Source organism: Pseudonocardia sp. P1 (assembly GCF_000178675.2).
GTDB lineage: Bacteria > Actinomycetota > Actinomycetes > Mycobacteriales > Pseudonocardiaceae > Pseudonocardia.
In genome coordinates, this window is record NZ_ADUJ02000001.1 from 283,026 (window position 1) to 296,757 (window position 13,732).

Annotated in this window: 14 protein-coding genes; 3 read left to right on the forward strand and 11 right to left on the reverse strand. The window is 74.1% G+C overall.

Going from position 1 to position 13,732, the window contains the following annotated elements; genetic code table 11:
• Positions 1-2: 2 nt before the first annotated feature.
• Genes iolB through iolC form a run of 3 tightly spaced genes read right to left on the reverse strand, consistent with a single transcriptional unit; the run spans position 3 to position 2,745 of the window.
• Positions 3-875 (reverse strand): 5-deoxy-glucuronate isomerase, encoded by an 873-nt coding sequence (gene iolB, locus PP1_RS00835; RefSeq protein ID WP_010233767.1) that lies wholly within the window; start codon positions 873-875, stop codon positions 3-5.
• Positions 872-1,771 carry a class I fructose-bisphosphate aldolase gene (locus PP1_RS00840; RefSeq protein ID WP_075314287.1) on the reverse strand — a complete coding sequence of 300 codons (900 nt, stop codon included), beginning with the start codon at positions 1,769-1,771 and terminating at the stop codon, positions 872-874. The genes iolB and PP1_RS00840 overlap by 4 nt, the downstream gene beginning before the upstream one ends.
• Entirely contained in the window at positions 1,768-2,745 is a 978-nt protein-coding gene (gene iolC / locus PP1_RS00845; RefSeq protein WP_010240615.1) for a 5-dehydro-2-deoxygluconokinase, read from the reverse strand. The genes PP1_RS00840 and iolC overlap by 4 nt, the downstream gene beginning before the upstream one ends.
• Before the next feature lie 125 nt (positions 2,746-2,870).
• On the opposite strand from iolC, the gene PP1_RS00850 reads away from it, so the two are divergent.
• A complete protein-coding gene (locus PP1_RS00850) occupies positions 2,871-3,626 on the forward strand; it encodes a GntR family transcriptional regulator (RefSeq protein ID WP_010240613.1) in 756 nt (251 codons plus the stop codon).
• Positions 3,627-3,691: 65 nt separating this feature from the next.
• Here the strand turns inward: PP1_RS00850 and PP1_RS00855 are convergent, their stop codons facing one another.
• Genes PP1_RS00855 through PP1_RS00870 form a run of 4 tightly spaced genes read right to left on the reverse strand, consistent with a single transcriptional unit; the run spans position 3,692 to position 7,554 of the window.
• Positions 3,692-4,561 (reverse strand): sugar phosphate isomerase/epimerase family protein, encoded by an 870-nt coding sequence (locus PP1_RS00855; protein WP_010240612.1) that lies wholly within the window; start codon positions 4,559-4,561, stop codon positions 3,692-3,694.
• Positions 4,558-5,559, reverse strand: a complete 1,002-nt coding sequence (locus tag PP1_RS00860) for a Gfo/Idh/MocA family protein (RefSeq protein ID WP_010240611.1) — start codon at positions 5,557-5,559, stop codon at positions 4,558-4,560. Before PP1_RS00860 ends, PP1_RS00855 begins: the two co-directional genes overlap by 4 nt.
• A 16-nt stretch (positions 5,560-5,575) precedes the next feature.
• The gene (locus tag PP1_RS00865) at positions 5,576-6,364 is read right to left on the reverse strand and encodes an SDR family oxidoreductase (RefSeq protein WP_010240609.1); all 789 of its coding nucleotides are present in this window, start codon (positions 6,362-6,364) and stop codon (positions 5,576-5,578) included.
• Positions 6,361-7,554, reverse strand: a complete 1,194-nt coding sequence (locus tag PP1_RS00870; RefSeq protein ID WP_010240607.1) for a phytanoyl-CoA dioxygenase family protein — start codon at positions 7,552-7,554, stop codon at positions 6,361-6,363. The genes PP1_RS00865 and PP1_RS00870 overlap by 4 nt, the downstream gene beginning before the upstream one ends.
• 117 nt (positions 7,555-7,671) lie before the next feature.
• On the opposite strand from PP1_RS00870, the gene PP1_RS00875 reads away from it, so the two are divergent.
• On the forward strand, positions 7,672-8,700 hold the full coding sequence (locus PP1_RS00875; protein ID WP_075315096.1) for a LacI family DNA-binding transcriptional regulator: 1,029 nt from the start codon (positions 7,672-7,674) through the stop codon (positions 8,698-8,700).
• 22 nt (positions 8,701-8,722) lie between these two features.
• Here the strand turns inward: PP1_RS00875 and PP1_RS00880 are convergent, their stop codons facing one another.
• From PP1_RS00880 to PP1_RS00895, 4 genes are all read right to left on the reverse strand, one after another.
• Positions 8,723-9,733, reverse strand: a complete 1,011-nt coding sequence (locus PP1_RS00880; RefSeq protein WP_075314285.1) for a Gfo/Idh/MocA family protein — start codon at positions 9,731-9,733, stop codon at positions 8,723-8,725.
• Between the two features lie 29 nt (positions 9,734-9,762).
• Entirely contained in the window at positions 9,763-10,578 is an 816-nt protein-coding gene (locus PP1_RS00885; RefSeq protein ID WP_029239894.1) for an ATP-binding cassette domain-containing protein, read from the reverse strand.
• 5 nt (positions 10,579-10,583) lie between these two features.
• Positions 10,584-11,654 (reverse strand): ABC transporter permease, encoded by a 1,071-nt coding sequence (locus tag PP1_RS00890; RefSeq protein ID WP_010240292.1) that lies wholly within the window; start codon positions 11,652-11,654, stop codon positions 10,584-10,586.
• A gap of 68 nt (positions 11,655-11,722) precedes the next feature.
• Complete coding sequence (locus PP1_RS00895) at positions 11,723-12,694, reverse strand: substrate-binding domain-containing protein (protein ID WP_010240290.1); 972 nt, start codon at positions 12,692-12,694, stop codon at positions 11,723-11,725.
• Between the two features lie 187 nt (positions 12,695-12,881).
• Here PP1_RS00895 and PP1_RS00900 point away from each other — a divergent pair, with 187 nt between their 5' ends.
• Positions 12,882-13,610 carry a GntR family transcriptional regulator gene (locus PP1_RS00900; protein ID WP_227012589.1) on the forward strand — a complete coding sequence of 243 codons (729 nt, stop codon included), beginning with the start codon at positions 12,882-12,884 and terminating at the stop codon, positions 13,608-13,610.
• The last annotated feature ends 122 nt before the right edge of the window (positions 13,611-13,732 follow it).

Genomic DNA, 13,732 nt, shown 5'->3' on the forward strand with positions numbered 1-13,732 from the left:
GGTCACTGGCCTCCGGTGAGCCGGGTGTCGATCTCCTGGTCCGCCCACGTGTCGCGGACCCAGGCCTGGTCGGGATGGTCGCTGATCCGCCAGGCCCGTTCCTCGCCCGGGCCCGCCATCACGTTGAGGTAGTACATGTCGTGCCCGGGAGCGGCGGCGCACGGGCCGTGCCAGCCCCACGGGACGAGCACGGTGTCGCGGTCGCGCACCTCGACGAGGACGTCGATCTCGTGCCCGGGGGAGCTGGAGGTCCGGTGGAAGCCGAGACCCGGCTGCCCGGCGGGGCCGGGGGCGATCTCGAAGTAGTAGATCTCCTCCAGCTCGCACTCGTGCGGACCGGCCTCGTCGTGCTTGTGCGCGGGGTAGCTGGACCAGTTCCCGCCCGGGGTCACCACCTCGACGCAGATCGCCGACGCGGCCTCGAACACCCCGGCGGCGCCGAAGTTGCGCACCTTCCGCGACGACTGCCCCGCCCCGCGCAGCTCCACCGGGACGTCGGACCGGGGGCCGTGGCGGAACGGCAGCTCCCGCTCGGTGCGCGCCCCGCAGAGGGCGAACCGGCCGCCGGCCTCCGAGGTCACGGAGACCGCGGACCGGACCGGGAGGTAGGCGAAGTCGGTCGGGCCCTCGAACACACCGGCCCGCCCGGCCAGCACGATGGACTCCGCGCCGCGGGTGACCGTCGCCGAGCCGGACAGCGGGACGAGGAACATCTCCTCGCCCGCGGTGTCCACGGTGCGCGATCCGCCCGCGGGCAGGGCCAGGATCCGCAGGCTGGAGTGCTCCCAGCCCGCCGTCCTCGGGGTGACCTCCAGCTCGTAGCCGTCGGCCGGGGCGGATCCCGCCGGGATCACGTACTCGTCGTTCCCCTTCACGCGGCCCGCACCTCCTGCGGCCGCACGAGCGAGACGGCGGTGTCGACGGCCGCGGCGACGTCACCGTCCTCCGGGTACAGCAGGGCCCGCCCGACGATCAGGCCGCGCACCGACGGCAGCTCCAGCGCCGCCTTCCAGGACGCGTAGGTCTCGTCCGGGCTGGTCGTCGGGTCACCGCCCAGCAGCAGCGTCGGCAGCGTGGTCGCCTCCATCACCCGCTCCATCTCGTCGACGACGGGCAGCTTCATCCAGGTGTAGGCGCTGGAGGCGCCGAGGCCCTGGGCGATGTGCACGGACCGGATGACGGCCTCGGGGGAGAGGTCGTTGACCACGTGCCCGTCGACGCGCCGGGACCAGAACGGCTCGACCATCGCGACGAGCGCGGCCCGGTTGGCCTCGGTGACCACCTGCGCACAGGTCTCCAGCGTGGCGACCGACGCGGGGTCGGCCGGGTCGATGCGGGTGAGCATCTTGATGGCCTCGAACCCGGCGTCGACGGTGCCGCGCACGTCGTAGCCGGTCAGCCGGTCGTCCAGCTCGAACACCGAGCCCTGCAGCCCGCCCCGGTTCATGGACGAGACGACGACCTTGCCCTCCAGCGCGCCGAGCAGCAGGAGGTCCTCGAGGACGTCGGCGGTGCCGAGGACGCCGTCGACCCCGGGGCGGCGCAGCGCGGTGACCAGGCGGTCGAGCAGCTCGGGGCGGCTGGCCATGGCGTCGGCGCGGCCACGGGCGGACAGCGCCCCGCGGGCCGGGTGGTCCGCGGCGACGATCATCAGCCGGCCGTCGGCGGGGACGAACGGGCGCCGCCGCCGCGACGCGAGCAGCGCCGGGATGCGCTCGGGGGCGAGGGCGCGGATCTCGCGGACCTCGTCGTAGTTCCGCGCGAAGTTCACGCTGTCTCCTCGGAGGTCGTGGCGGCGTTCGGGTCGCCGCCCGACAGCAGGACGTCGATCTCGGCGTCGGTGGGCATGGCGGTGGAGCACTCCAGGCGGGAGGCGACGATCGCGCCCGCGGCGTTGGCCCGCCGCAGCACCTCGTCCAGGGGCCACCCCGCGAGCAGGCCGTGGGCCAGTGACCCGCCGAAGCTGTCACCGGCCCCGAGGCCGTTGTAGGGGGTGATGTCGATCGGCGGGGACACCACGCGCTCGGAGCGGGACTTCGCGAGCACGCCCTTCGGGCCCTGCTTGACGACCGCGAGCTCCACCCCGGCGCCGAGCAGGGCGTCGGCGGCGCGTTCCGGGTCGGTCTCGCCGACCGCGACCTCGCACTCCTCGCGGTTGCCGACGGCGACGGTGACCTGCCCGAGCACCTTCTGGACCTGCTCGGTCGCGGCGGCGGGGGACTCCCAGAACATCGGGCGGTAGTCGAGGTCCAGCACCGTCGGGCGACCGGCCCGGGCCGCGAGGGCCTCGTGGTGCGCCGAGCGCGACGGCTCCTCCGACAGCCCGGACACCGACAGCCAGAACAGGCCCGCCCCGGCGATCGCGTCCCGGTCCAGGTCCGACGGCGCGACCTGCAGGTCCGGCGCGGTCGGCTTCCGGTAGAAGTACAGCGGGAAGTCGTCCGGCGGGAAGATCTCGCAGAAGGTCACCGGCGTCGGGTACTCGGTGTTCGTGACGACGTGCCGGTCGTCGACGCCGAGCCGGCGCAGCTCGCGGCGCACGTAGCGGCCGAACGGGTCGTCGCCGACCCCGGTCACGATGGCGGCGCGGCGCCCCAGCCGGGCGGCGGCGACGGCGACGTTCGCGGTGGTCCCGCCGAGGAACTTCCCGAACGAGGTGACGTCCTCCAGCCCGACGCCGACCTGCAACGGATAGATGTCCACCCCGGCGCGGCCGAAGGTGAGGATCTCAGCGGGGGCGTTCATGGGTCCTCGGCGACCTCTCGTGTGTGCGGCGGTGACGATGACGACGGTAGGCCGTGGTCACCTCCGTGGTCAATAGTTTGTACAGACATAAGGACAACATGACGTCGCGCGGTAGGGTGGGGGACATGGCCACCCGCTCCGACGCCGTGCAGATCGACGTCCGGCTGGACCGCTCCAGCCCGGTGCCGCTCTACCACCAGCTCGCGCAGGCGATCGAGACGGCGATCGACCGCGGTGCGCTGCAGCCGGGGGACCGGCTGGAGAACGAGATCACCCTGACCGAGCGCCTCGGGCTCGCCCGCCCGACCGCGCGCCAGGCGATCCAGGAGCTCGTGCGCAAGGGCCTGCTGGTGCGCCGCCGCGGCCTCGGCACCCAGGTCGTGCGCCCGGCGATCCACCGCGACGTGCGCCTGACCAGCCTCTACGAGGACCTGACGGACGCCGGGCGCGCACCGGAGACCCGGCTGCTCGCCCACGAGGCCGTCACGCCGGCGACCTCCGGGGTGCCCGCGCTGCGGGACCTCCTCCCGGCCGACGAGCCGCTGCAGATGCTGCGGCGACTCCGCCGCGCCGACGGCGAACCGCTGTCGATCATGACGAACTACCTGCCCGCGCGGTTCGACCTCGCCGACGACGTGCTCGCCGAGCGTGGCCTGTACGCGCTGCTGCGGGAGCAGGGTGCGCAGATCGCGATCGCCCACCAGACCATCGGTGCCCGGCTCGCGCACGACGACGAGGCCGCGCTGCTCGAACGTCCGGCGCCGCTGGCCTGCGTCACGGCCGAGCTGACCGTCTACGACGACGCCGGCGCCCTCGTCGAGCTGGGCCGCCACCTCTACCGCGCGGACCGCTACACCGTGCAGACCTCGCTGGTGGTCTGACCCCGGACACGGCTCCGCCCCGGGCCGTCACCGACGACCCGGGGCGGAGGAGTGCGGCGCGGTCGCTACCGGGCCAGCGCCTTCAGCAGGTTCTGCACGCTGGTGTGCACGTCGGCCGCGGGGCCCGCACCGGAGGGCGGGCCGTGCAGGATCGTGTCCTGCTCCAGCACGTGCCAGCCGTCGTAGCCGTGGGCGGACAGGTGCGACAGCACGCCGTCGAGATCGACGTCGCCCTCGCCGAGCGGCCGGTACATCCCCCTGCCGACGGCGTCGGTGTAGGTCAGCCGTCCGTCCTGCACCTGCCGCGCCAGCCCGAGGTCGACGTCCTTGAGGTGGGTGTGCGCGATCCGTTCCGGCGCCTGCCGGGTCAGCGCCGCCGGGTCGGTGCCGCCGATCAGCAGGTGCCCGGTGTCCAGGCACAGCCGGATCGACGAGCCCTCCAGCACGCGCGCCACGTCGTCGCCGGTCTCCACCATCGTCCCGACGTGCGGGTGCAGCACCGCGGTCACGCCGCGGGTCGCCGCGTACCCGGTGATGCGGTCCAGGTTCGACAGCAGCAGGGCCCACCCGGCGCCGTCCAGCTCGGGGCGGGAGTCGTAGCCGGTGCCGCCCGAGTCGGCGGACAGCACCAGCGTCGCGGCGCCCGCGGCGTCGTAGCCGGCGAGCAGCTCCTCGACGCCCGGCAGCGGGTCGTGACCGGGGACGTGCAGCAGGGTCGGGGTGAACCCGCCGACCGCCTGCAGGCCGTACCCGTCGAGGGTGGCGGCCTTCTCGGCGGGCGCGTCCGGCAGGAAGCCGTCCGGCCCGAACTCGGTGGCCGACAGGCCGACCTCGCGCATCTCGGCGAGCACCCGCGACGGTGCGAGCTGGTGACCCCAGCCGGGCACCTCGCACACGCCCCAGGAGATGGGGGCTCCGGCGATCCGCCCGCTCATCGGACGACCTCCTCGACCCGCACCGGGCGGCGGGACGTGAGCGACAGGGTGGCGGCCTCGGCGATCCAGCCGGCGGCCATGGCGTCGGCGACCGTGCACGGCGAGGGCCGGGTGCCCGCGACCAGCTCGGTGAACGCGGTCAGCTCGGCCCGGAACGCGGGTGCGAGCCGGTCCATGAAGAACCCGTGCGGGGTGCCGCCGGGGAACGTGACGCCCGGCTCCACCGAGCGCAGCGGCAGCCCGGCGTCGAGGCCGACGGCGACCGAGTCGGCGTCCCCGTGCAGCTCCAGGCGCACGTCGTAGCCGCGCGGGTTGTACCGGGAGTTGGACACGACGGCGGCCGAGCCGTCGTCCAGGGTCAGGATCGCCTGGGACGTCGACACGTCCCCGGTCTCGGCGAACACCGGGTCACCGTGCGCGTCGCCGGTGGCGTAGACCTCGACGACCTCGCGGCCGGTGACCCAGCGGACCGCGTCGAAGTCGTGCACCGAGCAGTCCCGGAAGATCCCGCCGGAGATCCGCACGTAGTCGGCGGGCGGCGGGGCGGGGTCCAGCGTGGTGGCGCGCACCGTGTGCACCCGGCCGAGCTCCCCGGCGGCGACGGCGGCGCGGGCGGCCGCGTAGCCGTCGTCGAACCGGCGGGGGTAGCCGATCTGCACCCGCTCGTCGCGGCCGGTCAGCTTCGCCGCGACGTCGACGGCGTCGTCGATCCGCCCGGCGACCGGCTTCTCGCAGAACACCGGCAGCCCGGCGTCGACGGCGGCCAGCAGCAGCTCCGGGTGCGCCGGGGTGGCCGCCGCGATGACGACACCGTCCACGCCGGACGCGAGCAACTCGTCCGGCGAGCTCACGGCGGTGGCGCCGGCCTCGGCCGCGACCGCGGCGGTGACGTCGGGCCGGGCGTCGGTGACGACCAGTTCGCCGACGGCGTCGAGCCCGGCCAGCGTCCGCGCGTGGAACGCGCCGATCCGGCCCAGGCCGATGAGTCCGATCCTCATGGGTGATCCCTCGTGTTCAGTCGTGGGCGCCGACGACGTTCTGGTCCCAGTCCATGACGGACCCGGTGACGACGCCGGAGCGGTCGGAGAGCAGGAAGACGACGGCCTCGGCCGCGTCCCGGGCGGTGGCCAGCCGCCCCATCGGCAGGCGCTCGCCGGCGCGTTCGCGCCAGTCGTCGCCCGCACCGTGGAAGCGGCGCTGGGTCGCGTCCTCGCCCTCGGTGTCGGTCCAGCCGATGTTGAGGCCGTTGATCCGGACCCGGTCGAACCGGTGCGCGTGGGCGGCGTTGCGGACCAGGCCGGCGAGCCCGGCCTTCGCCGCGACGTAGGGGGCGAGCACCGGGGCCCCGCCGTGCGCCGCCTCGGAGACGACGTTCACCACGGTCCCCGGCTCGCCGCGGCTCACCATGTCGGCGACGGCGGCCTGCATCAGGAAGAAGGGCCCGCGCAGGTTGACCGCGACGTGCCGGTCGAACAGCTCCGGTGTGGTGTCGAGCAGGGTTCCGCGGTCGGTCAGGCCCGCCGCGTTGACCAGGCAGTCGACCCGTCCGTACCCGGCGACGACGGCGGTCACCGCGTCCCGGCAGGCGTCCGGGTCGGCGACGTCGCACGGCACGAACAGTGCCCGGACGCCCTGCTCGGCCAGCTCGGCGACGAGCTTCTCGCCCGGCTCCCGGCGCCGCCCGGTGACGGCGACGGCCGCCGCGCCCTCCCGGGCCGCGGTGCGGGCACATGCGGCGCCGACACCGGCCGTGCCGCCGCTGACCAGCACGACCCTGCCGTCGAGCAGCCCCGCGCCGCTCATGCGGGCACCCCACGGCGGCGTGCGGTCTGGCCGGCGAGGACGTCGTCGAGCCGGTCGGCGTCCCAGCCCTCGCGGACCGCGCGCAGCAGCACCGCGGCCGGGGACGGCGGGGCGAGCCCGTCGACCGGCGGATCGGCGTCGAGGTCGGTCGGGAAGGCGTAGCCCTCCGCGGCGGCGGACACGGCGTGCGCGACCAGCTCGTCGGGTGCCCCGCCGGTGTGCATCCGCCGCAGGGCGGGGAACACGGCGCGGGCCATCGCGGCCCGGTCGGCGCTCTCCATCGCCCGGCCGAACGCCGACGACACCTGCAGCAGGTTCGCCATCCGTCGGACGCCGGCGGACCGGTTGTGCCCAGCCCCGTGGATCAGCGCCGGGTTGAAGAACACCGCGTCGCCCGCGGCGAGGGGCAGCTGCACGTGGGCGTCCGCGAAGTACTCCCGGAACTCGGGACGGTCGGCGACCAGGTAGCCGTGCGGGTAGGTCTGCGAGCCGGGCAGGTACATCGTCGGCCCGGACTCGACGGGCATGTCGCAGTGCGCGACGGCGCCCTGCAGGGTCAGCGCGGGGGAGAGGCGGTGGACGTGCGCCGGGTAGCGGGCCGCGCCGGCCGCGTCCATGAAACCGAGGTGGTAGTCGCGGTGCGGGTTCTGCGCGGCACCGCCCGGGTTCACGACGTTGACCTGCGACGTCACCTGGTAGCCCGGACCCAGCCAGGCCTCGCACACGAGCGCGGTGAGCGGGTTGGCGTAGTACGCGGTGAACACCTCGGGGGCGCGCAGCGCGAGCTTCTCGACGGCGTTCCAGATCCGGTCGTTCGCCCCGGGCTTCGCGAAGTGGTCGCCCGCGACCGCGCCGGAGGCGCGCTGCTCCGCGATCATCGCGTCGAACGCGGACGTCGCCGGGCCCAGCTCGGCCGCGGCGAACGCACCGGTGAACACGGCGATGCCGGGCCCGTCGAGCAGGGTGTGCACCAGCTCGGCCTGCACGGCGCGCCGTCCCTCGGGCGTCGCGGCCTCGGCGGTCAGGTCGGCGGCCCGGTAGAGCGGCACGCCCTGCTCGATCGTCGTCGCCCGCGGGTGCGCGGCGGGATCGGTGCCTCGCTCGACGTGCGCACACAGGTCCTCGACCCGGGCCTCGGCCGGGTCCAGCCAGGCCGGGTCGCGGGTGGCTGCCCAGGGTGTCGTGGTCACGGGGACCTCCTCAGCTCCTCGTCGAGCGCGCCTTAAAACGCTTTAATGACGGGTCGAGTCTCCGGGCTCGTGGCTGATCATGTCAAGACAAACTCGTGGAGGAGGTGCGGCGCGATGATGCGGGACGTGACCGACCGATCGACCGCCCGCCGTCCCCGGCTCTCGGACGTCGCCGCCGAGGTCGGGTTGTCCCCGGCGTCGGTGTCGCTGGTGCTGCGCGGCGCGCCGGGCCCGAGTGCGGAGACTCGCGAACGGGTGCTGGCCGCGGCCGACCGCCTCGGCTACCGGCCGGACCGGGCCGCGAGCCTGCTGGCGAGCCGGCGCAGCGGGACCCTCGGGGTGGTCCTCGACATCCGCTCCACCTACCACGCCGAGCTCGTCGAGCAGCTCCTCGAGATCGCCGAGCGCCGCGGGCACGATCTCGTGCTGGGTGCGCGGTCGCCGTCGCGGGACGAGCGCCGGGCCGTGGAGTCGCTGGTGGACTCGCGGTGCGAGGCGCTGGTGCTGCTCGGCAGCGACGCCCCGGCCGCCCGGCTCGCCGAGCTCGGCCGCCAGCTGCCGGTCGTCGCCGTCGGGCGCCGGCTGCCGGGGACCGGTGTCGACGTCGTCCGGGTCCCCGACGACGAGGGCGCCCGCGAACAGGTCCAGCACCTGATCGGCCTGGGGCACCGGGAGATCGTGCACGTCGACGGCGGGCGCGGCTCGATCGCCGCGGACCGCCGGAAGGGCTACCGGGCGGCGATGCGCGCGGCCGGCCTGACCGGCCGGGTGCTGCCCGGCGGGCACGGGGAGGCCGACGGCGCCCGCGCCGCCGCGACCCTGCTGGACGGCACCGCGGACCTGCCCACCGCGGTCGCGGTGTTCAACGACCGGTGCGCCGTCGGACTGCTGGACGCGCTGAGCCGGGCCGGGACGGGTGTGCCGGGGACCGTCTCCGTCGCCGGGTACGACGACAGCCCGCTGTCCCGGCTGGCACACGTGGACCTGACGACGGTCAGCCAGGACGTCCCGGGCACCGCCGAGCACGTCCTCGACCTGGTGGCCGAGCGGCTCGACGGCGACCGGACCGCGGCCCGGGAGGTGGTGCTGGCGCCGCGGCTCGTGGTGCGGGGGACGACGGCCCCGCCGCGCCCCGCCGCGGTGTGACGGGGCGCCGCGGTCCCGCCGGTCAGAGCCGGAGCGGTGCCCGGCGCGGCCGCGGCTCCATCCCGGCCGCGCGGTAGACGGCGTCGATCAGCTCGGCCGTCGCGACGGCGTCGTCGAGGTCCAGCGGGAACGGGTCCCGCCCGCGCAGGTGCGCCCGCAACGCCTCCAGCTGGTAGGTGTAGGTCGGCCGGGTGCCGAGGTGCTCCGTGCGGGTGACACCACCGGCCCGCACCTCGATCCGGTCGTCCCGGGTCGGCAGGACGACGTTGCGGGCCAGCGCCTCGCCGCGCTCGCCGACCACCCGGGCGGTGATCGTCCAGCCGTCGGCGTCCATGTCGCAGTGCGCCGCGCCCGTCGCCCCGGACGGGAACCCGAGGTCCGCGGTCACCGACGCGTCGACGCCGGGGGAACGCTCCCGCGCCGTCGCCGCCGTCACCGTGGGCTCGCCGCCCAGCTGCGCGCCGAGCCGGCGCTGGATGTGCAGCGCGTAGCAGCCCAGGTCCATCAGCGCGCCACCGGCGAGGTCCAGTGACCAGCGGGGATCGGTGTTCGGCGGTGCGGGCATCCGGAACGTCGTCTCGACCGTCGTGATCCGGCCGAGCTCCCCGGAGCCGGTGATCGCGGCGAGCCGCCGGAACACCGGGTGGTGGACGTGGTGGAACCCCTCGACGACCGTCACCCCGGCGGCGCGGGCCGCAGCGGCGACCTCACGGGCCTCGCCGGCGTCGGACGTGAACGGCTTCTCGCTCAGCACGTGCTTGCCGGCCGCGACGGCCGCGAGGTTCCAGGGGCCGTGCAGCGCGTTGGCCAGCGGGTTGTAGACGACCTCGACCCCGGGATCGTCGAGCACGGCGGCGTAGTCGTCGTGCACCCGCTCGACGCCGTGCTCGGCGGCGAAGCGCTCGGCCCGGCCGCGGTCGCGCGCGGCGACGGCGACGAGGCGGTCCCCGGTCTCCGCGGCCGGGGCACAGAGCGCCTCGCCGGCGATCCGGGCGGCGCCCAGGATCCCGATCCGCAGTGGACGGTCGTTCACTGTTCCTCCTCGCGGTGGTGCGGGTGCGGTCAGCGCTGCAGCTCGTGCGACAGCTCGGCGAGCTCCTGACCGCCCGCCATCTCGGTGGTGAGCTCCTCCAGGGAGACCTCGGAGCGCGCCCGGTCGAGCACCCGGCGGCCGAGCTTCAGGATGATGAAGTGGTCGCCGACCATGTAGGCGTGGTGCGGGTTGTGGGTGATGAAGACGACGCCGAGGCCGGCGTCGCGGGCCGCGGCGGTGTACCGGAGGACGACCCCGGACTGCTTGACGCCCAGCGCCGCCGTCGGCTCGTCGAGGATCAGCACCCGGGCACCGAAGTAGACGGCCCGGGCGATCGCCACGCACTGGCGCTGGCCGCCGGACAGCGTCCCGATGGGCTGGTTGATGTCCTTGACCTGGATGCCCATCTTCCTCAGCTCGGCGTCGGCGATCTCGCGCATCCCGCGGATGTCGAGCGGGGCGAGCGGGTAGTTGCCCTTCCGCAGCTCGGAACCGAGGAAGAAGTTCCGCCACACCTCCATCAGCCCGACCACGGCCAGGTCCTGGTAGACGGTCGCGATGCCCAGGTCCAGGGACTGCCGGGGCGAGGAGAAGGTGACGTCCTCGTCGTGCACGGTCAGCGTGCCCTCGGAGTGCGGGTGCAGGCCGGACATGATCTTGATGAGGGTCGACTTCCCGGCGCCGTTGTCACCGAGCACGCAGGTGACCTCGCCCGCCCGGACGGTCAGGTCGATGCCCTCCAGGGCACGGATGGCGCCGTAGGTCTTCCCGATCCCGGCCATCCGGACGAGTGGGGTGCCTGCCCGCAGGTCGGACGCGGCGTGGTCGGAGATCGTGTCGGTCATCGTCGTCACTTCCGCGTCGAGGCGTAGTTCTTGATGTAGAGGTTCAGCACGACCGCGAGCAGCAGCATCGCGCCCAGGAACGTGTAGAACCAGTTCGGGTCGAAGCCGGCGAACACGATGCCCTGGGTGGTCATGCCGAGGATGAAGGCGCCGATCGCGGCGCCGATCGCCGAACCGAAACCGCCGGTGAGCAGGCAGCCGCCGACCACCGCGGCGACGATGTAGATCAGCTCGTTGCCGACCCCGAGCCCGGACTGCACGGACGAGAAGTTGAACAGGATGTGCATCCCGAGTACCCAGCCGACGAACCCGACGCCCATGAACAGACCGATCTTGACCCGCTTCACCGGGACGCCGACGGCGCGGGCGGACGCGGCGTTGCCACCCGCCGCGAAGATCCAGTTGCCGAGGCGGGTGCGGAACAGGATCCAGGACGCGACGGCCGCGAGCCCGAGCCACCAGAAGACCGTCACCTTGACCGTCATGAACCCCAGCGGGACGTCGGAGGCGAAGATCGTGTGCGCCGAGACGAAGCCGTCGAGCTCGGAGGCGTTGTCGGTCGCGACGGTGCCGGTGATGCCCTTGGTGACGCCGATGTTGGCGCCGCGCAGGATGAAGAACATCGACAGCGTGATCAGGAAGCTCGGGATGCCGGTCGTCACGACCAGCCACCCGTTGACGAAGCCGACCAGCAGCGCGACGACCAGGCTCAGCACGACGCCGACCCACATGTTCAGCGACAGCTGGTAGGTGATCAGGGCGGCGGTGAGCGCGGAGGTGGTCACCGCGACGCCGGAGGACAGGTCGAACTCGCCGCCGATCATGAGCAGCGCGACGCCGACCGCGACGATGCCGATGGTCGACGACGCGTACAGCACGGTCGCGAAGGAGTCGAGCGTCCGGAACGGCTCGGCGATGGCGTAGAAGAAGACGAAGATCGCCAGGGCGGCCGCGACCGTGCCCGCCTCGGGCCGGGTGAACAGCCGGGCGGACAGCGACCGGGCCTGCGAGGCCGGCGGTGCGGGGTCCGGTTCGGTGGTGGCGCCGGTCGTGCCGGCGGCGGTGGGTGTGCTCATGGGTGGGCTCCTGGAGGAGGGGACACCCGGGGGCGACGGTCGTCGGTGCCGCCCCCGGGGAGCCGCCGTCAGCGGGTGTTGGCCTCGGTGTAGGGCAGGATCTGGGCGATGTTGGACGCGTCGACCACGGACGGACCGGTGAGCGTCGGCTTCCCGCCGCCGATGTCGTTGCCGTTGGAGAGGTTCAGCCACAGCGACTCGACGGCCAGGTAGCCCTGGACGTAGGGCTGCTGGTCGACCGAGAAGGCGATCCGCCCGTCCTGGATGGCCTTGGCGGCGTCCTGGTTGAGGTCGAAGGTCGCGATCTTCGCGGTCGAGCCGGTGCCCTGCTGGGCCTGCAGCGCCGCCATCGCGATCGGCGCGCCGAGGGTGACGACGTCGGTGATCGCGGGGTCCTCGGCCAGCTTCGCGTTCAGGGTCTGCTGGACCGACGGCAGGTCGGCCCCGTTGACCTGGATGTTCTCGGTGTTCGGGTAGCCCTTCTTGACGCCCTGGCAGCGGGTCTCCAGCGCCACCGAGCCCTGGGCCTGGATGACGCAGAGGGTCTTGCCGCCCGGGCTCAGCGCGGTCAGCTTCTCGCCGACGGTCTGGCCGGCGAGGGTCTCGTCGGAGCCGAAGTACATCGTCGCGCCGGCGGCCTTGTACTGGTCGATGCCCTGGTTGAACGCGACGACCGGGATGCCGGAGTCGGCGGCCTTCTTCGCGACCGGGACGACGGCGTCGGCGCTGGACAGCGTCACGGCGATCCCGTCGACCTTCGAGTCGATCGCGTTCTGCACCAGCGTCGCCTGCTCGGGCCCCTGCTCGTTGTTCGAGTACTTGAGGTCGATCCCGTGCGTCGCGGCCGCGTCCTCGGCGCCCGCGCGGATCTTGTCCCAGAACGTGTCACCCGCCTGCTCGTGGGTGACCATCGCGATCGTGTAGCGCTGCCCCTGGTCCGCGGCGTCGTTCTGGGCCCCGCCCTGGCTGCTGCAGGCGGTGAGCCCGGCCAGCAGCGAGACGGCGGCCAGTCCGACGGCGACCTTCCGAATACTCCTCATCGAGCATCAGTTCTCTCTGTGATCGCGATCGGCTCGGTCGCCGTCCGCGGGGGTGGGTGGTCCGCTCCGGCCGGGCCCCGACGTCCGGAGAGTGATGCAGACCACGGACAGGTGTACGCTGCCGCACACGTCACGTCAATGCTTTGTCCTGACAAAGATGGTCGATCGTCACATGTGGGGAGGCGCGGTGACCGGGCCGTCGGGCCAGGTGGACCGGGGGAGCCCGGTGCCGCTCTACTTCCAGGTCGCGACCCGGATCCGGGGCATGGTCGAGTCCGGCGAGCTGCCCGCGGGGAGCCGGCTCCCCGCCGAGGCGGAGCTCGCCGCCCGCACCGGCGCGAGCCGTCCGAGCCTGCGCCGCGCCGTGTCCTACCTGGTCGAGCAGGGGGTGCTGGCCCGCAGGCGCGGCGCCGGGACCCGGGTGCTGCCCACCCGGATGGAGCGACCGGTCGATCTCACGAGCCTCCACGACGACCTCGCCCGCGACGGCCGCGCCCCGGCCACCGTGCTGCGGGCGTTCTCCGTCGGGCCGGTCGGTGACGTCGTCGCCGCGGCGCTCGGGATCCCGCCCTCGGCCCCGGCGGCGCGGTTCGAGCGGCTGCGCCTCGCCGGTGGGGAGCCGCTCGCGCTGATGACGAACGTCGTCCCGGCCGACGTGCTCCCGCTGCGCCCGGACGATCTCACCGGGCACGGCCTCTACGAGCTCCTCCGTGCCGGCGGGCACGCGCCGCGCTCGGCCCGGCAGGTCGTGGGGGCGCGGGCCGCCGGTGCCGCCGAGGCCGCCGCGCTCGACGAACCCCCCGGCGCCCCGCTGCTGACGATGACCCGCACCGCCTGGGACGAGACCGGCCGGGCGGTGGAGTACGGCTCCCACCTGTACCGCCCGACCCGCTACGCCGTCGAACTGACCCTGTGATCACGGATCCGGAAGCGGGGCGGCCACATCCGGCCGCCCCGCTGCCCGATCCGTGATCAGGCGTTCGCTCGCGGGAACGGCGGAGCCGGTTCCGGCGTGGGGCGGGGGTCGGGGGCGCAGGG